The 20,325-nt window shown below is 58.5% G+C and carries 26 protein-coding genes and 1 tRNA gene; 8 read left to right on the forward strand and 19 right to left on the reverse strand.

Annotated features, from left to right (window positions below; translation table 11 throughout):
- Positions 1-236: 236 nt before the first annotated feature.
- On the forward strand, positions 237-605 hold the full coding sequence (locus tag NL126_RS13300; RefSeq protein ID WP_255195364.1) for an SHOCT domain-containing protein: 369 nt from the start codon (positions 237-239) through the stop codon (positions 603-605).
- Between the two features lie 8 nt (positions 606-613).
- Positions 614-1,204 (forward strand): hypothetical protein, encoded by a 591-nt coding sequence (locus tag NL126_RS13305; protein WP_255195365.1) that lies wholly within the window; start codon positions 614-616, stop codon positions 1,202-1,204.
- Here NL126_RS13305 and NL126_RS13310 read toward each other — a convergent pair.
- From NL126_RS13310 to NL126_RS13320, 3 genes are all read right to left on the reverse strand, one after another.
- The gene (locus NL126_RS13310; RefSeq protein WP_286670845.1) at positions 1,197-1,415 is read right to left on the reverse strand and encodes a helix-hairpin-helix domain-containing protein; all 219 of its coding nucleotides are present in this window, start codon (positions 1,413-1,415) and stop codon (positions 1,197-1,199) included. The genes NL126_RS13305 and NL126_RS13310 overlap by 8 nt on opposite strands.
- Before the next feature lie 647 nt (positions 1,416-2,062).
- Positions 2,063-2,410, reverse strand: coding sequence for an AzlD domain-containing protein (locus NL126_RS13315; RefSeq protein WP_255195366.1), 348 nt, complete (start codon positions 2,408-2,410; stop codon positions 2,063-2,065).
- Positions 2,407-3,087, reverse strand: coding sequence for an AzlC family ABC transporter permease (locus NL126_RS13320; protein WP_255195367.1), 681 nt, complete (start codon positions 3,085-3,087; stop codon positions 2,407-2,409). Before NL126_RS13320 ends, NL126_RS13315 begins: the two co-directional genes overlap by 4 nt.
- A 413-nt stretch (positions 3,088-3,500) precedes the next feature.
- On the opposite strand from NL126_RS13320, the gene NL126_RS13325 reads away from it, so the two are divergent.
- Both NL126_RS13325 and NL126_RS13330 read left to right on the forward strand, forming a co-directional pair.
- The gene (locus tag NL126_RS13325) at positions 3,501-3,683 is read left to right on the forward strand and encodes a hypothetical protein (RefSeq protein WP_255198902.1); all 183 of its coding nucleotides are present in this window, start codon (positions 3,501-3,503) and stop codon (positions 3,681-3,683) included.
- Positions 3,684-3,895: 212 nt separating this feature from the next.
- Positions 3,896-4,717 carry an IS5 family transposase gene (locus NL126_RS13330; protein WP_255195368.1) on the forward strand — a complete coding sequence of 274 codons (822 nt, stop codon included), beginning with the start codon at positions 3,896-3,898 and terminating at the stop codon, positions 4,715-4,717.
- A 14-nt stretch (positions 4,718-4,731) separates the two neighbouring features.
- On the opposite strand, the gene NL126_RS13335 is transcribed toward NL126_RS13330, so the two are convergent.
- The 8 genes from NL126_RS13335 to NL126_RS22070 all read right to left on the reverse strand — a co-directional run bounded on the left by NL126_RS13335 (position 4,732) and on the right by NL126_RS22070 (position 13,882).
- On the reverse strand, positions 4,732-5,097 hold the full coding sequence (locus NL126_RS13335) for an Ig-like domain-containing protein (protein ID WP_255195369.1): 366 nt from the start codon (positions 5,095-5,097) through the stop codon (positions 4,732-4,734).
- Positions 5,098-5,294: 197 nt separating this feature from the next.
- The gene (locus NL126_RS13340) at positions 5,295-5,648 is read right to left on the reverse strand and encodes a four-helix bundle copper-binding protein (protein ID WP_255195370.1); all 354 of its coding nucleotides are present in this window, start codon (positions 5,646-5,648) and stop codon (positions 5,295-5,297) included.
- A 295-nt stretch (positions 5,649-5,943) separates the two neighbouring features.
- Complete coding sequence (locus tag NL126_RS13345) at positions 5,944-8,508, reverse strand: PAS domain-containing sensor histidine kinase (protein ID WP_255195371.1); 2,565 nt, start codon at positions 8,506-8,508, stop codon at positions 5,944-5,946.
- Between the two features lie 2 nt (positions 8,509-8,510).
- A complete protein-coding gene (locus NL126_RS13350; protein ID WP_255195372.1) occupies positions 8,511-9,962 on the reverse strand; it encodes an ATPase domain-containing protein in 1,452 nt (483 codons plus the stop codon).
- A 48-nt stretch (positions 9,963-10,010) separates the two neighbouring features.
- Positions 10,011-10,256: a HalOD1 output domain-containing protein gene (locus NL126_RS13355; protein ID WP_255195373.1), complete on the reverse strand. Its 246-nt coding sequence runs from the start codon at positions 10,254-10,256 to the stop codon at positions 10,011-10,013.
- Between the two features lie 192 nt (positions 10,257-10,448).
- On the reverse strand, positions 10,449-11,489 hold the full coding sequence (locus NL126_RS13360; protein WP_255195374.1) for a Cdc6/Cdc18 family protein: 1,041 nt from the start codon (positions 11,487-11,489) through the stop codon (positions 10,449-10,451).
- Positions 11,490-11,719: 230 nt separating this feature from the next.
- Positions 11,720-12,889 (reverse strand): hypothetical protein, encoded by a 1,170-nt coding sequence (locus tag NL126_RS13365; RefSeq protein ID WP_255195375.1) that lies wholly within the window; start codon positions 12,887-12,889, stop codon positions 11,720-11,722.
- Positions 12,890-13,663: 774 nt separating this feature from the next.
- A complete protein-coding gene (locus tag NL126_RS22070; protein ID WP_350355456.1) occupies positions 13,664-13,882 on the reverse strand; it encodes a twin-arginine translocation signal domain-containing protein in 219 nt (72 codons plus the stop codon).
- Between the two features lie 259 nt (positions 13,883-14,141).
- On the opposite strand from NL126_RS22070, the gene NL126_RS13370 reads away from it, so the two are divergent.
- From NL126_RS13370 to NL126_RS22130, 4 genes are all read left to right on the forward strand, one after another.
- A complete protein-coding gene (locus NL126_RS13370; protein ID WP_255195376.1) occupies positions 14,142-14,846 on the forward strand; it encodes a hypothetical protein in 705 nt (234 codons plus the stop codon).
- A gap of 326 nt (positions 14,847-15,172) precedes the next feature.
- Positions 15,173-15,616: a hypothetical protein gene (locus NL126_RS13375; protein ID WP_255195377.1), complete on the forward strand. Its 444-nt coding sequence runs from the start codon at positions 15,173-15,175 to the stop codon at positions 15,614-15,616.
- 330 nt (positions 15,617-15,946) lie between these two features.
- Positions 15,947-16,186, forward strand: a complete 240-nt coding sequence (gene ddfA, locus NL126_RS13380; protein WP_255195378.1) for a DdfA family disk-determining factor — start codon at positions 15,947-15,949, stop codon at positions 16,184-16,186.
- A gap of 143 nt (positions 16,187-16,329) precedes the next feature.
- Positions 16,330-16,659, forward strand: a complete 330-nt coding sequence (locus NL126_RS22130) for a DUF7344 domain-containing protein (protein ID WP_434084144.1) — start codon at positions 16,330-16,332, stop codon at positions 16,657-16,659.
- A 324-nt stretch (positions 16,660-16,983) separates the two neighbouring features.
- Here NL126_RS22130 and NL126_RS13385 read toward each other — a convergent pair whose 3' ends face one another.
- The 8 genes from NL126_RS13385 to NL126_RS13420 form a co-directional block, all read right to left on the reverse strand.
- Positions 16,984-17,214, reverse strand: a complete 231-nt coding sequence (locus NL126_RS13385) for a hypothetical protein (protein ID WP_255195379.1) — start codon at positions 17,212-17,214, stop codon at positions 16,984-16,986.
- Complete coding sequence (locus tag NL126_RS13390; RefSeq protein WP_255195380.1) at positions 17,214-17,375, reverse strand: hypothetical protein; 162 nt, start codon at positions 17,373-17,375, stop codon at positions 17,214-17,216. The genes NL126_RS13385 and NL126_RS13390 overlap by 1 nt, the downstream gene beginning before the upstream one ends.
- Positions 17,376-17,760: 385 nt before the next feature.
- The gene (locus NL126_RS13395) at positions 17,761-18,372 is read right to left on the reverse strand and encodes a hypothetical protein (protein WP_255195381.1); all 612 of its coding nucleotides are present in this window, start codon (positions 18,370-18,372) and stop codon (positions 17,761-17,763) included.
- Positions 18,373-18,548: 176 nt separating this feature from the next.
- Entirely contained in the window at positions 18,549-18,908 is a 360-nt protein-coding gene (locus NL126_RS13400) for a hypothetical protein (RefSeq protein ID WP_255195382.1), read from the reverse strand.
- A complete protein-coding gene (locus NL126_RS13405; protein WP_255195383.1) occupies positions 18,905-19,150 on the reverse strand; it encodes a hypothetical protein in 246 nt (81 codons plus the stop codon). The genes NL126_RS13400 and NL126_RS13405 overlap by 4 nt, the downstream gene beginning before the upstream one ends.
- Complete coding sequence (locus tag NL126_RS13410; protein ID WP_255195384.1) at positions 19,147-19,275, reverse strand: hypothetical protein; 129 nt, start codon at positions 19,273-19,275, stop codon at positions 19,147-19,149. Before NL126_RS13410 ends, NL126_RS13405 begins: the two co-directional genes overlap by 4 nt.
- A 62-nt stretch (positions 19,276-19,337) precedes the next feature.
- Positions 19,338-19,408: transfer RNA gene (locus NL126_RS13415), tRNA-Pro, on the reverse strand.
- Positions 19,409-19,457: 49 nt separating this feature from the next.
- Positions 19,458-20,324 (reverse strand): RNA-guided pseudouridylation complex pseudouridine synthase subunit Cbf5, encoded by an 867-nt coding sequence (locus NL126_RS13420; RefSeq protein ID WP_255195385.1) that lies wholly within the window; start codon positions 20,322-20,324, stop codon positions 19,458-19,460.
- Position 20,325 lies beyond the last annotated feature (1 nt).

Genomic DNA, 20,325 nt, shown 5'->3' on the forward strand with positions numbered 1-20,325 from the left:
CAGGAACGTCCTCGCGTTCATGTTCGCCTCTCCGTGGACATCGACGAACACGACTTGACGACGGGCGACGCGTGCGAGTGGTCACCCGACAATAACGACTGCTGCTGAGTGGATTCACCTCAAAAAGACACGGATCAACATCGTGTCTGTCTCCGACTTTCAGGCCGTTCATGGAGCCGTACTGCCAGCCGACCAACTTTTTGCTCGTCGTGGACGAACGTCTCTACTGGTACACCATGTCGACAGAGCGCTCCTCCGACGGCCTGCTCCGCATCGTCCTGATAGTCCTCGCTGTAATCGTCCTGTTTCCGATGCTGATGATGGTCTTCGCCGCCCCGATGATGGGGATGATGGGCTGGTGGTGGGGCGGCGGCACGGCCGGGGGCCTCTCGCCGCTGTGGGGCATCGGAATGATGCTCGTCTGGCTCGTCGTCCTCGTCGGCATCGGCTACCTCCTCTATCGCGGCCTCGTCGGTGGTGTCGGGTCGTCGCTAACCACTGACAGGGCGCTCGAGGAACTCCGAGTCGCATACGCACGCGGCGACCTCTCCGATGAGGAGTTCGAGGAACGGCGGGCGAAACTCACCCGCGAGGAGTCAAAATAGGTTCCAAGATGTCCCCGACAGGACGGCGACGCGAGTTCCTCACTGCGCTCGGAGCCGGCCTCGCGAGTCTCTCGGGCTGTGTCGGCAATCTTCCAGGGAGCAGCGGCGGCGTTGATCGAACGATCTACGTTGGGGCGTACCACTGGGGCTTCATCATCGTCGACGAATCCGGCGAGGAACAGGACCGCATCAGTCTGGAACGGAACGATGTTCTCCGTGTGGTCGCTTTCAACACGCTCGCGAGTAAAGCCGTCAAGTCCCTTCCAGCAGCGGTCCAAGACGCCCTCCCCGACCACGATGCCCTCGAAGAACGAAATGCGGAACGCATCCCGGCCCCGGCCGACGGCGACTTCCACGAACTGCTGGAAGAAGCGAACGAGCAGTACCCAGATCATAGCCTGGCAATCATGCCCTCCGGACAGATTCACATGGGCGGTGGCATGATGATGCACCCAGTTGCACTTCCGCAAAATGCCACCAGACCCATCGTTCGTCAGTTAGGAGTGACGCAACGGGGCGATTACACACTAAGTTGTCTGACCTACTGTGGCTATGGACACCCATACATGGAAATCGACGGTGGAATCATCGTTACATAGGAACCGTCGTAGATGTCATCGGGACAGCTCTCAGGGGGACAGCGCGGTGAGCGAAATAGCTGGAGAGCTGTTGGGCTTGCTCGACCCACGACGAAACTCGTGAGCCACTAATACCCAGTCGCTCGGCGAGCGCGGCCGGATCCGCGGCTGCGAGCTGGCTCACCGTAGAAATCCCGGCGTCGTGGAGACGTTCCTCGTACGCCGGTCCGATGCCGTCGAGTCTCTACAAGACTTTTCCTGGTCGGCTTCCTCTGGAACATCGCTCCCCCCGGACGTATCCGTTCCATTTGTCGAAGTCACCGATCGACTCGACTACTACGACTAGCAGCTCACTCGCCCGGGATTGCGGCGGTACCGCCCCCCGCTGCAGGAAGCAGCATGTGTATCGACCGAGTCGCTGTCCCTTCGTCTGGTAGACTCGACATCGACTGTGCGAGACGGCGGATGTCCCGGCTGAACGCCGACCGCCCGTGCCTACCCTCGGTGACGTGCCGGGAACCATCGGCAGCGTGCATAGTCACTCGGTACCGAGACGTGGTGCGTAGCGCGGTACGGGCGTCCACTGGAATTAAACCCCGGAGACAGCTAGCGTCTCATAGCGAAGATCCTCTCGGGGCTGTTGAAATGAACGGTGTTTGAGCGGCATCTCGTGACCGATTCGCGCACTGTATTCAGCACGCTCTCAGAAACCTCTACGAACACTGTTAGTAGCGGTGTGCAACACTCAGAGGATGGATACAGAACGCAGGGGCGGTTCTTTCGCTCTATTCTCACTGTGACATACTTCAGACCTCGAACCGGCTCTCGCGTGCACGATTCTTATAGCGGTGTGTGGACACGTCCTTGCCCCTCAGTCGGTCAGAGAATTGGTGCGTAGGTGACCACAACGAATACTGTGAAGCCTGTCGCAATTGTTCTAAAGAGACTCTCCGTCTTCCAGGAGACGACTCCTGCCGCCAGTCCGGCGATGAGGAACGGATTCGTTGGCGAAAGATAATACGTACCGTCTCGGTACAAGAGGGGAGGTACTGCCAGAGCGGCAAAGACCGCTGGTGGCACGAGTTCCAGAACGTCCTCCAGTTGGGCAGGCACGTCGTAATAGCTGAACAACGCAATGAACGACGATCTGAGGGCATACGTGATGGTTGCGATCGCGATGAGATGGAACCAGAGCCAGGTTGTTGATAGAGTCTCAATGCCGCTCATCGTTTGAGAGATACCCCCACAATAAGTCCGCACGACACGCCTGCGAGAAGCCCGAGGTTGTGGTTCAGCGGGGCAGCCGCGGTTGCAACACTGCCAGCGACGATAGCTGCCGCCGCACTCGGCCGATCTTCGAGGACTGGGAACAGTAACGCAATGAGTACGAGCGGGAAAACCAGGTTGACAGGAAACGCTTCGGGAATCTCTATGCCCAAGCCCGCACCTACGACGGTCCCAAGGACGAAAAAGAACCAAATCGAGACGCCACTCCCCATGAAGTACCAGTGAGATTTATTTTCTTGGGGATCTCGGAAACGCGGAATGGAGAGTGCAAAAGCCGGATCCGTAATGAAGAATGAGAAGGTGGCTTTTCGCAGGCGAGAGTACGATTGAAAGATCGGTGCCAGGGAAGCACTGTACATCAGGAACCGGATATTAATCAGAATGACCGATAGTACAACGATGGCAATGTGCGCGTCTTCCGCCATGAGGAAAATTGCGGCCAGCTGAGAAACCCCTGCAAGGACGGTAGCCGACATGAATATTACTTCAAGGGTACTGAACCCAAGTTCGACGGCCGTTACCCCGACAATCACTCCAAATGGGAAGTTACCCAATTGGATCGGGAGTGAGTCTCTAACCCCCTCCCAAAATAGCGTTCGAGACTCAGAATCCGACATATCATCCAGCGGTCGTCGCCTTACCTCCCCCCTTATGGGCGCTCATTGGTAGCTACTTCGATTCATGTATGGCGGAGTATCCACCAAGAGAGCCTATCCTCTTAGAACAACTTGTCCTTGCAGAGTATTGACCGGTTTGATCGACTCCAAAGCGACCTCACGCTCGTGACCGACTTGCGCCCTCTATTTAGCACGACCTCAGCGAACTACCAGCGTCCAGTCAGAACCGACGTGCGAGATATAGAGGGTGAGTCCAGCACGACGGCGCTGTTCGTTTCACCCCGATGTCGATGACCTAGACGGTCAGTAGATATGCGTAGTGATCGCCGGCAGTGTGAAGCCACGTCTGTCGAGTTCTTTCTGAAGCCGCGGGGCGGCGTCACGCATAACCACCGCGGACACGAACCCTCACTATGGCGTATCAAACCACAGTTGGCTGGTCGCTCGTGTCGTCGGGCATCGTGAGCATCGTTCTCTGGCTGATCCCCGGAGACTCAGTCTGGTGGGGAGTCGGTCTTCTCGTCCTCGGACTCGTCGTGCTCTACATCCGCCGGAACGACGTCACGGAGGCATTCTCCGCACTGACCGGGTCCTGATGTTCTACTCGGCACAGCTATTCCCCGTAGCCCCTCTCTGACGTGATCGCTACCGCGTCGTGACCAATTCGACCAGGCTCGTTCTCAGAAATGTCCGGTGCTCCAAGTAGAGGAGTGCGCGAGACAGCGGGTATAGTCAGCATACCGAATACGTAGAAGAGGCTCTGTTGAAATTCTCAGAGGGTTACAGGTTCGGCCGGTAGTTTAACCGAATGCAGGCCCTCCCGAGGTCGCGGTTACTCCGGTTTGTTGAGCAGGCGTATCACTTGGCTCGAAGAGCTGTCGCTCGGTACTCCTCGAAGTTCTCGAAACACCGGTACACACTCCACCAACATATCGTTCTGCTGTGCCTCAAGGTTCGGAAGAATACGACGTACCGAACGCTTCTCGACGAACTCATCGAAATGCCCCGGATTCGGAGCGCCATCGACCTTGAGGAACTCCCGTCTCCTTCGACGCTGTGTAAAGCGTTCAGTCGACTCAATATGGCTGTTTGGCGGGTTCTTCTCAATCTCTCGGTCACATTTCTCCCGACCAACGGTGTCGTCGGTATCGACGCCTCAGGCTTCGACCGGAGCCACGCCTCGAAGCACTACACGAAGCGAGCGAAGTTGACGATTCAGCAGTTGAAAGTCACGCTTCTCGTAGACACGAGGTCGAACGCGATTCTCGACGTACACGTGACTACGACGCGAAAACACGATTCGCAGATTGCGCCGTCGCTCATCAAGCGAAACACCGGAGAAGTAGCGGTTCTTCTTGGCGATAAGGGATACGATGACCAGAAGGTTCGCGCGTTGGCCCGTGAAATTGGTGTTCGACCGCTCATCAAACACCGCGAGTTCTCGTCACTCCACAAAGCATGGAACGCTCGACTGGACGCCGACATCTACGGTCAGCGCAGTCAGAACGAGACCGTAAATTCTCGCCTCAAACGCAAGTACGGCGCATTCGTCCGCTCACGGCGCTGGTGGAAACAGTTTCGTGAACTCGTTGTTGGGTGTCTCATTCACAACATCGACAAGGCACTCTGAACGTTAGATATAGGCTATGTACTGATTGTTACCTGTCCATCGTTGTTGATGCCGATTGTGGTTGCCGAATCATCGCTTGGGAAGGTGTACGTCTTCACCGTTGTGTTCCCGTCAACGGTCACCGCAACCTGATACTCGCCGTTTTCGCCAAACGCGTCCAGCGGAGTATCCGATTCGGCCTCTAGCGTCCGTCCGGCCGAATACACCAGTTCTTCGCCACTGGTGATTTCAATCACAATTGCATGGCTGACATTATCCTGATTGACCAACTGCATCCTATCGGTTGGGGTACTGCTGTTCTGGAATGCACTACAACCCGCCGTGGCGACGAGCAGGCCGACGAAAAGGCTGAGTGCAATCTTTCTCGTTGGAGGGCTCACAGGCCAACGTCGCAAACGAGACGGAAAATATTTGTCAAAACTTCGTAGTTAGGTTCGCACACCTACCTAACGGCTATTCCAGCGAGACAACTGTTGGAACGATAGGATTTCAACAGAGCCATCTTTTTGAATCCAGCTACGAGGTTTCACCGGTTGAGCAGTAGCGAAAGAAGCAGTGGATGTGTTCTCGATCGTCGCTAGTTGGCCATACTCCGGCAGGAGTCGGCGCACTTCCGGAGGACCTCAGCGCAGGCCTGACAGTGGTCGGCATCATGGTTCTCACATTCGTCGGCGCACTCCTCGCAGGCGTCGGCACAGGCCTGCGCGAGCTGGCTGCTGTAGTTAGAACTTCGGGCCATCAAGCGCGCGTGCAGCGACGTGAGATCGGCGACGTCCCGGCAGAGTCGGGCGCACTCCTCCATGTCAGAGTCGCCGAGGCACTCATCGGCACACCATTCACAGACCATTGCGGCCTCGTTACAGTTCTCGATGCAGTCGCGTTGCTCGTCGCTCAGACTGTTGATCTTCGAGACAGTTTCTGAGAGGGACATTCTATCTGAAAGAACGTCCGACAACCGGATAAGCAATTAGCTTGCCACCGCAAGGCACTGCAACTCCTTTCGAGTCATCAATACACTCGTCCAAGTGAGACGAGTCACACACGTTTCAGCCCCGTCAATAGAGAAACTTGCTACTCTCGAACACTGTACTTACCAACCCCTTCCAAGTTTGTTAGCTGCTGAGGATTTCAACAGAGCCGAATTTGTACAATACGCGGGGATGGCCTCTAGCGGGTACAACATGGGTCAATCCGCCGCGTCTTTTCCGCCACGAAGTGTTAGATCACTACCGTGAGAACCGAAGCTCGACAACCGCCCCTGTGGGTTCACCATCCTTGATACGCATTGAACCACCGCTGTTCGTCGCCATCCACCGAACGAACCAGAGGCCGAGTCCGTTGGTGTGCTGGAGTGGTGACTCCTGTCCTACGGTGACCGACTCTTTTTCAATAGTAGGAATCCCCGGCCCGTCGTCCGCGACGCGAACAACCACAGCATCCGACTCGTCATCTACTGTGACCGAAAGGTGGATCGATGGTTGCTTCCCGCTGTGTTTAGCCGCGTTGTCGACTAGTTCGTCCAGGGCCAGCTCGAATGACTCGTGGACCCATGCCTCTGCGACAGGCGGTGTCTCAACCGTGATAGACGCAGCTGAATAACTCAACTTCGCCTCAGCTGCGACGTTCTCAACGCGTTTCGCCACATCTGTTAGTGTGACCCGGTCAGATGCACTGGGGTCCGTTACAGAATTGAACTTTCTGACAAGCTCGGAGAGGTTCAGCAGTTCCTCGCTTGCTTCCTGAATATGGACGGCGGCGTCTGATGCCATCCCCTTAGTCGGGTCATCAATCAACATGTCCGCCCACCCTTGGATGATGTTCATCTTGTTCCGGAGGTTGTGCCGAAGCACCCGATCGAACACGGACAGTCTACGTTCGCGCTCCTGCAGCTCAGTGACGTCTCGCCCGATACAAACCAACTCTCCGGCCTTCTGGTCGAACACACCGACCGAGAGGGTCGTTTGGAATGTCCGCTCCTCGCCTCTTTCGTTAGCGAGTGTCGTCTCCACCGTCGCCTCCGTCATCTCTTCGGCGATGGGCTTGGTCAATACGTCCGCTAGCGCATCGGTATGTTTGTTTCCGAACACGGTGGAGAGATGCTCGCCGTTGATAGAGTCGGTTGAACGTCCGACAAACTGAGCTACTGCAGTGTTGAACGAGGTGACCCGCAGGTCTCCGTCAAGGGTGTATATCAGGTCACTCGCCGCCTCGACGATACGCTCGTACCGCTCGAGTTCCTGTTCACGCTCTCTGCGTTCGGTGATGTCCCGAACTGTACCCCGATAAATAGAGGGATCGGACTCGTGGGGTTCACCCCGGATGTGTGCCCACCGGGTCTCTCCGGACGCAGTCTGGATGCGAGTCTCGAGCTCCTGTGGTTCACCGGTCGCCACCAACCGCTCGAACGCTGCGCGGGCATCGGCTTCGTCGTCCGGATGGTAGAACCTGAACGCCTCATCGAGGGTGAACTCGGTTCGCGGCCAAGTGCCGACCAGTTTGGCGAGGCCTTTGGTGTACTCGACTTCGTCGGTTTCGGTGTTTATCTCCCAGCCGCCGACCTTGGCGATTGCCTGTGTCTGGTCGAGTAAATTAACCAGTCGCTCCAGTTCACGCTCCTGCGCTCGCCGTTCAGTAATGTCCTCAAGGGTCGTGATAACGCCGGTTCGCTCGCCCGACTCGTCGGTCAGTGGGGCGGCGTTGATGGAGAGCCAGCGTGTCTCGCCTCCCTCGGCGATACCGTGGTGGTAATCCCGAACGGTCTCGCCTGTCGTCATCACGTGGCTGAACGGGAGCTCCTCGCTGTCGAGCGGTTCACCATCCTCTCCGACGATCTCCCAGCTCGGTTCGTCGAACGTGCGACCAACCACATCTGAGCGCTCCAGTCCAAGGACTTCCTCAGCTGTCGCGTTTGCGCGGGTAATCTGTCCCTCGGTATCGAGCACTGTGATCCCGACGGGACTCGCCTCAAACAGCCGTTCGAGGGTCTCTGTCTCCTTACGTAGTTGCTCCTTTCCCTGTCGCCGGGCAGTGGTATCCGACTGGAAACCGATGTAGTGGGTGAGCTCCCCGGCGTTATCGTAGACAGGGGAGATTTCAAGGTGGTTCCAGAATTCGGTCCCGTCTTTCCGGTAGTTTCGGAGTTCGACGCTTACGGCCTCGCCTGCTTCAATGGCATCATGGAGTCGCTCCACCGTCTCCGGTTCTGTCTCTTTACCCTGCAGGAATCGGCAGTTTCGACCGAGCGCTTCCTCGCGGTCATACCCGGTTATCTCCGCGAATGCGTCGTTGAGGTAGGTCAGCGGCTGGTCGTCGTCAGCATCTGCGATGGTGATACCGGTGGTTGCGTTGTCCATGGCCCGACGGTACACCGCGAGTTGCAGTGACTGATGACGGGTCCGGAGAAGCGACTCGACACGCGACCTGATGACCGCTTCTGTCGCTGGAATCTGTAGCGTATCGTCGGCCACTCCGTGTAACCGCTGAGATGTCTCGTGTCCCCCGCTTTCTCCAACCAACAGGAGTACCGGTAGGTACCGTTCTCCTGCGTTTTCTTTTCGGTCCACAAGCGTGTCGGCAACCGCACGGTAGCTCGCTTCGCCGACGATACAGAGGTCGAACTCAGGTAGCGGTTCGTCGGTATCTGGGGCGGCCTCAACTACCTCGTAATCGTCAAGCAGGTCTGCGAGCAGGTTTCGGTTGCGCTCGCCTTGAACGAGGAGTAGAATTCTGCCACTACCCGTCGGTGTTCGGAGTCCCTCCTTTCCACCCAACAGGGACTCCTCGTTGCTCACGGTTACGTTTCACCGTCCCATGTAGGTGTCCCGGTCAGGACTCCACGTAGGTCAGTATAGGGTTCCCCGATGTGAACCCCATCATTATCTATACGAAACGAACGCAGGGTAGACTCGAACGACCCGAACCGCTTCTTCAGAACGCCGGCTGCCTTCTGTATATCACCACGAACCTCGATATATCTGATGAACATGATGTTATCCGCGAGATAGCTGACGTGGCTATCAGAGGCTCGGAACCCACCGGTGACACTCTGGATCTCATCGGTTATCACCACCGTCACGCCGAGGTTGCGGAGATAGCGTGCCAACGCATGCAGTTCCTTGCGGAGGTCGCTTCCTTCCGCGTGGAGGCTCAGTTCGTAGCCGGCAGTCCCGTCGATGAGCACGAACTTCGTGTCGTTCTCTTGGACTTCAGTTCGGACCTGGTCGGCGAACTCGTCGGTAGAGAGTGTCAGTGGTTCGATGGCCTCGATAGCCATGTGACCCGACTCGATGTACTCACTCAACGGATACCCAACGGCTGCCGAGCGGTGTTTGAAACTCTCTTCACTCTCCTCGAACAGGTAGAGAGCCGTTCGCTCGTTCCGGGCGGCGAAGGCCTTGGCCAGCGTTGTAGCGGTTGTCGACTTGCCGACACCGCTCGGCCCGGAGATGAGCGTAATGCTTCCTCGTTCGATGCCGCCTCCGAGTAACGCATCGAGTGACTCAACGTCCGTTGACATCGTCTCGAACGCCGTCCCGTGGTGTCGGTTCTCCGGACGGAGTTTGGGGAATACACGGATTCCTCGGCCGTCGTCGATGCGGAGTGCGTGGGTGCCGCTCCGGAAGTCCGACCCCCGGAGCTTTTCGATTTTGAGGAACCGACCTTCATCGGTCCGAGAGATGGTTATCGAGCCGTTACAGAGATACTGGAGGTCTTTGTCGGCCTGCTCTGCATCCGGTTGACTCGTAAAGAGCGCCGTCGCCCCCTTGTCCTTGAGATACCGCATCAGGGAAGCAGCCGTCTGGTTGAACTGGTACTCGTCTGGAGAGAGATGGCGTAGCTGTGAAAGGGGGTCGATGACGACACGCTTGGGTCGGTGCTCCTCGACGGCTTCGGTGATAGCTGACCTCGTCGACTCTCCCTCAACCTCGCTCGGCATGAGCACAGAGTACGACTCCTCGTCGGTGAACTCACCCCCCGTTGGACTCAGGTCGAGTATAGGTACCTCCGAGAAGTCGAATCCGAGGGTCTTTGCGTTCTCAATCAGCTCGACCGCCGGTTCCTCGAACGTGATGTACAGGACGTTTTCTCCGTTGTTGATTCCTTCAGCGAGAAAATGATAGCCGATGATGGTCTTTCCCGTTCCGGAGCGTCCACGAACCATGTACGTGCGGTTCGGGGGGAATCCCCCGTTCAGTAATGTATCCAGACCATCGATTCCAGACCGGACTCTAGAATTGCTATGCATATTGACTATGTGGGGGAGATACAGGTGGCTCACTTCCTACAGGAGTTATCATTTCGACACTGTCCCCGCAGGTTCGACCGTGAGATCTTCTCTGTTGTAGATCTCTACGAGGGAGTTACTGTAAAGGAATGAAATGTGTGAACGGCCTCGCCCTGCAAATACTGCTTCTAGTGCGTCGGTGTCGATTGAGTCGTAGAGTATCGGGAGGGCAGTTTCAGGGATGTTTTCTGATATGCTCACGCTCGTGATAACTGCTTGAGTGACAGTCATCCCCGAAGGGATTTCGTATTCCACTATCGATCTATCTAATACGAGCTACAGGGATAAATCCCAACACTATTCACCCATATAATTATAACAGCAAACATCACCGGCTGAATCACTCGTCTGAACGTGAAACGAACCGGAACTCGGTGCTGAACTCACCCTCAATATTCAGCACCCGTTCCTATCGAACTCTCCGGGACTCAGCAGAGCTTCGTCTCCCTACACGACTGACCGGGAGGCGTCGACCTCGGTCACGGCCCGGTACCGCTTCCATCGCTTCTTGCCTTTCTCCTCGACGTGGTTGTAGTGGATCAGAGCCCGGAGATGCTTCCGAATCGTCTCACGTGAGACGGGTTCGTACCGCTCGATGAACGCATCCTCGATATCGCTCATCGCAGCCCAGCCACCGAACTCCGAGAGCAGCGTGAGTAGCCGGCGCTGGCGTCGCTTTAGCTTCGAGAGCGACCGCTGGCGAATCGTCACCTCGGCGTCGTCGATGGCCGCCGGTACCGACTCGACGGACAGCACCGATTCGTTCTGCCGGCCTGCCTCACGAACGGCCTTGTACAGCGACTCGATTGCGACTCGTGCGTCACCACCGGCACCGGCAGCAATGCGCTCGATGACGGCGTCGGGAACAGCCGCGGGGTCGAGACCGTACTGTACGCGCTTGCGGAGGATCTCACACAGTTCGGCGTCTGCATACCGGTTGAGTTCGATGTGTCGGCCGCCGCGGAACCGCGACTGCTCGGCGGCATCCATCCGCGCGAGCAAGTCATCGCTGTCGTTGCACGCGCCGATGACGAACACGTTCTCCATCCCATACAGGGTGAAGAACTCGCGGAGATCGTCGAGCTGTACGAGTTCGTCGAGCACGACCACGTAGGGGTCGTCCACCGCCTGGCGAAACCGCTCGCGGAGCTGGATCTTCGAGACACCGCGTTCGTCGAGCGTGACGTGCTCGCCGAGCGGGCGCAAGAGTTCGCGGTACAGCGCGTGCGTCGAGTGGTGCTCCCAGCAGTCGACGTAGGCAGTCTCGACGGCGGGGTCCTCCTTCCAGACGCGCTCGATGACGAACTTCGAGAGCAAGGTCTTGCCCGTCCCCGTGGGGCCGGTGATGAGGACGTGTGTATCGGGGAACCCGGAGAGAAAGTCGCGAACGGGTTGGGTGAGTGCGGTGAGTTCGTCGCTGCGCGCGACCAGGATGTCCTCGTGTTGAGGGACGTGCTGGGTGTCGAGAACGCGCGCATCCGTTTCCATTCACTCCTCCGGTACTGTAGGGGACATGATAAACCCGGGTGCCGGGGTTGGGATAGGTTGGGATAGCGAGTCGACCCGAACGGTTTTGATGTTTTGACGACAGTAAGATGCAATGAAACGACGGGGGGTTTTGGCGGGGGTGGCTTCGGTACTCGGTGGCTGTAGTGGCCTCAACGGGCCACCCTCGACACGGAATCAGGACTGCTGCGTTGGTGGTAATGAGAGCATCATCACTCAAGCGTCGCATAGGGGAATAGTGCGTCGTCGACCAGGAACTCCTCGTATCGGTCAAGGAGCACCGATTTGGCCGCCGTGATGAGCGACGCCGGATCTGACCCGGAACATGCCTTGACGAAGAACGCCTTCTTGAACGAGGTCCCATCGACTTCTATTTCGTTCTGGCCCCCTGCCTCAAGCCACGTTCGCATCTCGGCTGGGTCATCGGTTTTCGGGGCGGGAGACTTCCACTGGTTCAGGCTGTTCATCGAGGTCCAAAACGAGAGTCCGTGTTCTTCGGCGTGGTCGACGAGGTCGTCAGTGTGCTCGGCGACGTATTCGGCGTGGCGCTCGTTCTCACGGACATTCAATGCAATTCCGGCGTGGACCTCATGCGTCTCGGTGTCGACGATGACCGCCAGATACGACCCACGCTTTGTGTCACGACTGGTATCTGGACGTGCGGTGCTCACGAATGGGATGTCGACATACCTCGGGATGATGCGTTTGTAACCCGCTGGATCTGCGTTTTCGGTCGTCCACGTGTGGACCTTCCCGGTGTTCTCCAGGTCGGTCTCGGCGAGTTCTTGCCGCAGGTCGCGGATGAAGTAACGATACTGCTGTTTGTCGGAGTGGGTGAAACCAGTGAATGGGTGCATGTCTTCTGCCTCAAAGAGGTCCTGCAGCATCCGGAGAATCGGTCGCTGTTCCGGGTCGATCTCTGCTTCATCGAGGTCATTGAGCCGTCGTGCGACGGTGAACCAGCTCAGCCAGGACACTGGCTCGTCGTCGAAGTCGTTGAGTACGGCTGGGCGTGTTGTGTGTGGCGTAATTGCAATCAGGTGTACCTCTCGCCCATCGGCGTTTACGCGCAGTTTGGCGAGTTCGTCACGGAGTTGCGACCGAGTGAGCGTGTCGCCGTACTTTGACTCGTAGCCGACGAGCAGGCGGTCATCTCGGACCACCCAGTCGAGTTCTCGATTCGTCCCCTCGTCCGTATTTCGTTGAAGCGGTGAGTCTTGATTCGCCACGAGGGCCGCGCCTTCCGAGAGTTCTATCGAGATGTCCTGTTGAATGTGATTGAGGAGGGTCTCGTCCGTCTGCAGGCTGTAAAACAGATAGCCCGCGAATTGCCGATTGAGTCCCTCTTCATACCCCCCCGGTGACGAGAATGGATAGTCCATCCAATACCGTCAAGCCAACCAGAGAGGTTAATTATTCGGGACGGCTCGGATTTCGGTTAGCACCCCCTGACTATCCTCGTCGCCAACGCAATACTGATTCTCCACAGAAACACTGCCCTGTGAGCGATGATGTTCGTCGTGCTCTCGCCTCTCACTGAGGGTGAGAACAGTGGGAGCTTTGAAGCGCACTCTGGAGAGTTGTTCCTCGGGGGGCTCTGTTGAAATCCTCAGACCTTGACAGAAGTCGCGTGCTGAATATTGAGCGTGGGCCTTGTTTAGACGCAGTGCAGCTAGTCTTCTCCAGACGCTCTCCAATCGACAAGATTCGGTCGAGACCTCCTCATGGGCTGGTTCTATCCAGCCGACGTGGCTCCTGACTTGTCCAATCAAGAGCGTCTAAACAAGGCTTAGAGGGTGGATTCAGCATGAATTCACGGTGTGCTACGCCCATTAATTGCGGTCGGTGTCCACTGCTCAACTTCCTCCCACGGCTGCACAATGGGTGTTCGCCCCCGAACTTCTGTCCCTATGTGGCCTGGCTGATGCGCCACCAAGACGGACTGTCTTCACAGGTACCTCGGAGAGTTAACGTCCCAGCACGCCCTCGCTGATCACGAGCAGATCCCAGAAGACGACGAACAGGATTACTCGAGTGGCGAACCCGATTGGCGCCATCGAGACCAACACCCTCCGGCCAGCCACGAACAGTTGGTCGTCCGTTACGAGCAAGGTCGGCTCGAGAACCTCCTGGAGGGGCGTCGGCCACCAGTGCACTCACGTTCCCGACCGGCCCGGATTGCCACTTGACGACGGGTTCGATAGCGGCGACGCGTGGAGATTCCCAGCGGTGTTCTGGAGATCGTATCGAGAGAGCGGCCACGTGCCTGATTCGGACGTCCACGTGGAGAGGGGACCAAGATGTACCCGCGTCGACAGCCCACCGACTCCCCCAGCGGTCACGCCAAGGGCGCCGAGGAACTGGCGTCGGTTCATGGCGCCACATCTTCAAGATGCTTTATGAGTCTGGTGCGATAGGATTGCTGGGGTTATTGTAACCAGAGGTGGCCGAGGTGGCAACAACCACGAGGTCCCTTCGGCCGTGTGGGTCGCGATTCAGTGGTACGGTCGTGTCTCCTCGACGGTGGCCACGCGAGGACTCACTCCAGTTCTGTGACTGGCACTCGCCATACTGACCTTTACCGGCGATGTCCGGCAGAAGATGTTTCTAACAGGTTACTGACGCGCTACTCGCATGCCCCGGCGTCCCCTCGTAACGGCCCTACTTATACTGGTTGCCGTCGGCCTACTGGCCAATCCCGTCTGGTTCTTCCCAGCGGAAGGCGAGACGAGATACACCTACACGCGCGTTCCAGTCGAGGTACAGGAGAACCGACTCGCGTACGACCCCCCTGACAGCTCCAACTTCTCCGTCATCAGCCTCAACGATCTCGAGGGCATCGGCTGTGACTACACCGACCACCATACACTCCCCAGGGGGTGTGAGTACGACACCTATCTCGTCGAGAACGGACCAGTCGGTACCTCGTACGGAGAGTATCGCGTATCCGGGCCGCAGTTCGTGTATCTGAACGGTAGTTACTACAAACGACTCAAGTACGACGTCGAGCGGGTCTCACCCCATCGAGTTCGTGCCGAACTCGCAGAGAACGCCTCCGCGCTCCCGAGCGACCCAGAGTACGAGTCATTCGCCGTGAACCTCGTCCGTCACGGTGGGACGCGACGTTCGACGATGCCGCCGCAGGATCACGTTCTTGGACGCATCTACAAGGTCCACGATGGCTACTATGCGGTCGCGCTGGTCGAGGCGGCGCCCCTGGACCGACCCTTTGTCTCTCCGCTCATCCGACTGCTGTTGGGTGCCGTCGGCGTCGGGCTTCTCATATGGGCCAGGTACCGTGTAATGAACGAACGGGAAAACCGTGTGGGCACCAGCTAAGCAACGCCACGTGGCTGGCCTGCGAGCAGCACCAGTCTGATTCCAGCAAGCGTGGGCTGACTGAGCCGAATACGCTTCCCCGGGCGCTGGAAGATCGAACCCGACTCGCGCTATGTATTCAGCACGCCCACCGAAACCTATTCAGATGCTGTTAGAAGCGTCGTGCAAGATACAGAGGATGGATGCAGCAGAACTCCTCGCGCTATCTTCGGGGACGCTGCCAGCGGTAGAGAGCGGTGGAAAAGAGACCCGAACTTCCCGTTAGAACCGATATTCTGCCCAGAGTGTAGCCCAAGACACTTCACACCCTCTCCACAGTTGAAGGTATGAATCGGCGGACAGTCGCCACGACGCTGGGTGCAGGACTCGTTTCGGTGAGTGGGTGTTTCGAATCGGAAGCCGAGTCAAGCCCTGCTCGGGGATCTACGTCAAGCCCCGAAGAGGAGACTGTGTTGACGTATGACCCTCCCGACGACGTAGCAGACGTTCAGTTCGACAACCACACGTCCGAGGCACTCACGGTGACGCTCCGAGCGACTGCCGATGGTGAGGAGGTGGTCGATCGGACGTTCTCTGTCCCAACTGGAGATACCGCCCAGCCAGAGCGGACGTACGAGGAATTCAGTGGTCAGAGAACACTCACCGTTCACGTCGCGGTAGAGAACGGACCAACTGGAAGTCACGAGTTCGAAGACTCGAAGACCGATTCGGCAGGCCTGTACGTAGATCTCTATCCCGAGTCCATCGAGGTCACCGTGGGTGTTGCCTGACCTGGTAATCGGGAATCGGGCAACGGTGTACTCAATCAAGAGTACTCAGTTCATCTCCTGACCGACTCGCGCTCTCTATGCAGCACGACTCCAGAAACCTCACCGAACGCTGTCAGAACCGGCGTGCGAGATACGGAGGCTGAATTCAGCACGGGTTCGTTGTGTGCTACTTGGTTTCAACTGCAGTGATTTTCGTCGGTGCTTAGATCACTGGTTCCATCGGATGTGAGTGGCTTCGAACCTTGGCTATCGAGGTGAGGGAAGTATTCGGTGTAAATCACCAAAAACGAGGCAGAAGATTCATTATCGGGTTGTAGGACATGCTCATTTATGACTCGAAGTGGGGGGTTGTCCGCAAGAGTGGTCTCAACCGTTGCCGAACGAAAGGGAGTCGCAGGAGAAGCGCTCCCGCCGTTGTATGAATCCATAGATCCAGACGCTCTTGAGGCAATATTCGAACACGAAACCACGAATCCCGACTCAAAGCTTCAAGTGCGGTTCTCCTATGCAGGCTACTTGGTAACAATTCGAGAATCAGGTGCCATCTCACTTGAAGACCCGCAACTCTGAGAATACCTTCGCATTACTTGACGATGTGTAACGGTTGTGTTTCAGTCGTTCCACGTTTGCTACTGGAAGACCATCTGGCACAAGTGAATGAACGGCGAAAACTGAATTGCGTCTTTTTCCGTCCGCAGATAGAGTGAATCAGCATGGCACCGACGGCCAATTCCCCTGTGTCGCCGAATGAATGTGATGATATTTTTCAGACGCTTAGTCACGAAGTCAGGAGGGAAACGATACGAGCGTTTGAAACCAACTCCCTACTCCAAACAACGACAGTCGAGTCGCTTGCAACTGAACTAGAGTCCCGCATCGCCCATCCGAATCGACGACAAATCAGACTCGAACTGGTACACAATCATCTGCCCAAGCTCGAATCTCGGAAGTGGCTGGAGTACGACCAGCGTGCAGGCGACGTCGTCTACAAGGGACACCCACGGGCACTGCCGGTACTTGAGCATATTTCGGCGATTTTCTAGGGCGAGTGACTCATGGGGACCCGTCGCTGATAGTTCTCGCCATCTCCGGCTGCACTCTCGAAATTTCTCACGAGGGACCTGACAAACTATAGGCTGACCATGGTCCAGTGGTGACTCGCGCCTCCAGATCGAACGATGCTATCTGCCGATTGTGAATCCTCGCTGGTGACCGATTCGCGCTATGTATTCAGCACGGCCATCCAAACATTAATCGAATCAGACAGGATCCTCGTCGGTAACTTCGCCTTCTATCTTCAGCACGCGATTTACATTCGCAATTGAGAATCGCCACTGAGCAATACGAACGGCAGAGTTTGATGAGATTTAGATGATGGTGGGTTGGGCTGGGGCGCCGGTGATGGCGTCTTCGACGGCGTGGAAGCGCTGGTCGCACTTCGGGCAGTAGTAGTCTGCGTCGGTATCGGCGCGAGCTGCACTCACCCCAGCGCCACCGGAGGGATAGCGCTTGCCGGCGGGCCGCCGGGACGAAGTCGTCCGCCGGACGGCGACGGAACCGCAGTCGAGACACCGGTAGCGGTAGGGTTCGCCGGACATCAGGCGAGCACCTCGCTCCCTCGATGCGTTCGCTCGACGCGGTAGTTCGGCGACGCTTCCCACTCGCGAACAATGTCGACGGTCCACAGCTCGGCGACGAGATCGTCACCGTCGTAGCCGTAGGCGAGTGGAACGTCCTCGTAGCGTTCGGTGTTGGTCACGTATCGCTCACCTCGTGGATAGCGAAGGCGATTGTCTGCTGCAGGGATTCTGCGGCGAGATGCGGGTGGTGTGTGATGCAGTCGAGTTCTCGTCGTGAGCTCGCCGTTACTTTCTGGAGAAATTTTCTGACACTCAATTTGCTGAAACAAACTTTATTACAGAGTTTATCCCTCATATATGCGGGAGGTCTTCCTGACTGACCATATCCGGCAGCAGAAACAACCCACCCGTCTCCCCCGGCGGGTGCCCTCCCGTTTCGCTGCGGGAGATCGACTCTATTGCCGTCGGCTGTCACTGACTCCCATCTCGCGGTAAGCTCATGCTCGATTCCACTCCGAGATTGCTCGGCCGATTCGCGCTGCTCGGTGTCGGAATTATCGTGGCTCATGCTCGTACCTCGCTGTCGTCGCTCCAGAGTGTCCGACTGGCGACCCACCCGACGAGTCGGAACGGGGCGTTGAGGCCGGCGTGCTGGTACTTTCGGAGTTGCTGTTCTTCCTCGGACAGCGAGCGGGACAGGCGCAAGTTGTCGCTGGCCTCCAGGCGCTCGAACTCAGTGTCGGCTTCTTCTTCGGCGGCAGCGACTTGTCCCTCCGTCCGCCGGTGGACGGTGATGCGGGCGGCCTTCACCGAGATGAAGCCCTGTTTCGCGAGCGGTTCGAGCAGTCGCGATTTCACGCTGTCCTTCGGGCACTGCTGCGTCCAGAGCTGCTGTTTCGCCTCCTCGACGGGCACCTTGATGGTGCCCATCGGGTGGTTCGAGAGCGCGACGAGCTTCTCGTAGGCGTCGGCGAGTTCCTCGTTGTCGGGAGTGTGGAGGTCGGTGCTGCCGCCGTCGGAGGCGGCGTGCTGCGCGACGAGCTCGCGGAGTTGCGTCCGAATCAACTCGGCGCGGCTCACGTCGCGCTGGTCAGCGATTTCGTCGAGCGCGCTGATGTCGACGCCCTTCGGGTTGAACGAGATGCGGCTGGGGTTGCTCTCGATGTCCTTGCTCATGCTCGGACACCTCCGGAGCGACTACGCGACCGACTACGCCGTGAATACGCACACGGCGCCGGGTTGAGCAATACGTAGTCGCCACCCCCCCCACACCGTCGCGGGGATGGGGCTCACGCGGGCGGGGCTGCGGGAGATACTACGGAGTGCTGCAAATCGGCGCTGGTGATCGTCGCTCACAGTCGCTCACCTCCGTCGGCGAGCGCCTGCTCGATGTCGTGGTCGAACTTGTCGATCTCGTCGGGAATCACGACGGGCTGGCCGTCTGCCATGTTCGCACCGATGAACTCGGCTTTGCGGAGCGTCGCGAGGTGGGCACACGGGCCGCGGTGGAACGTGTAGCCCTTGCAGTCGCACTCGCCGACGTAGCCGCGGCCTTCGTGCCGGAGCGTGACGACGTGGGCGTCCTCGGCATCGTCGAGGGCGATACCGAACTGGTCGTAGCGAAGCCGCTGGATGACGGCGTTTCGTGGGTCGGCGCGCTGCCAGCTGTCGCCGTCGCCGCGGGCGGCCTCGAAGTCGAGGACGCGCGTCACTTGCCACCACCTCGGTCGTAGCGATGGTTCCGCCGATTCAGATGCGCACACTGCTCGACCGCGTTGACGAGATCGTCGGACAGTTCTTCGGCAAGTGCCTCGACGGCGCCGACCTCGGCGTGGTGGTTGACGGCGATGACGGCGTCGACACCGGGTTGGTCGATGACGAACACGGTCTGTGTGGCGTCCTCCTCGGCGACCTCGGCGAGGGAGGTGTCGCCACTCGCGGAGTCAGCGCTCACGGCGCACACACCCCATCGGAGCGTGCTGGGCAGTCCTGGTCGGGCTGGTCGATGCGGCAGCCGCAGGTGTCGCAGATGGGGGCGTCGAGGCTGTCGAGGTCGACGCGAGGCCGAACCTCAGACATGGCGGCACCTCAAAAAACTGGACGTTTGTGCGAAAGCAGCCGCTAAATCAGTTAAAACCGTATGGGACCGCCGAGAATTGAACTCGGGTCCTACGGACCCCATCCGCAGAGGATACCACTACCCCACGGTCCCTTGCATGTGAGTCGAGTACGGTTCTCGGGTTAAGGGCTTCGTTTTCGGGCTACACCAGCACGCGTTCGAGCGCCACTGCCTCGCCCGATTCGGCGGCGGGGTCGCCGACGAGCGTCCCCAGACAGACGGCCGCACCGTCGGGCGTGTAACACGCGACGAACGTTCCCGGCTCGTCGGTCTCGCTGTCGATGATACCGGGGGCGTACACCGGGGCGCCCTCGCGTATCTGTTCGGCGGCGCTCGGTGCGACCGTCACGCGCGGAATCCCCTCCAGCGCGCGCTCGGCGGGGTCGACGACCTCGCGAAGCCACGTCTCGTCGCCGGTCTCACGCCACTCGGTCACGGCGTCCTGGAGGTCGTGGAGGGTGTGGAGGTCCGTGTCGTCGAACGGCCCTGTTCCGGTTCGGCGCAGATGCCCCATGTGTGCTCCCGTCCCGAGCGCGAGCCCGAGGTCGTGACAGAGCTTCCGGATGTAGGTCCCGGACGCACAGCGAACTCGCAGCAGCGCCCGGCGTTCTTCGGTCTCCAGCACCTCGAGGTCGTGAATCCGGCGCGTCCGCAGTCGCCGTGAAACCGCGCTCTTACGCGGCGGCTTCTGGTAGATCTCCCCTTCGAACTCGGCGGCCACGGACTCGAAGTCGGCGGGCACCGGGCGGTGACACTCCAGCACCGTGACGTACTCCTTGACGGCGTCGTCGAACACCTGGGCGGCGCGGGTCGCGTCGCCGAGCAGGGTGGGGAGACAGCCCGTAACTTTGGGGTCGAGCGTGCCGGAGTGGGCTGCTCGCTCCTGCCCGGTCATGTCGCGGACCCAGCCTGCGACTTGGTGGGCGGAGGGGCCGGGCGGTTTATCGAGGTTGACGACCCCGAAGGCGAGCAGTTCCTCGGCTGAGCGCTCGGTGGGGTCGCCGCGCATC

The sequence above is a fragment of the Halorarius litoreus genome, from assembly GCF_024362405.1.
GTDB classification, from domain to species: domain Archaea; phylum Halobacteriota; class Halobacteria; order Halobacteriales; family Haloarculaceae; genus Halorarius; species Halorarius litoreus.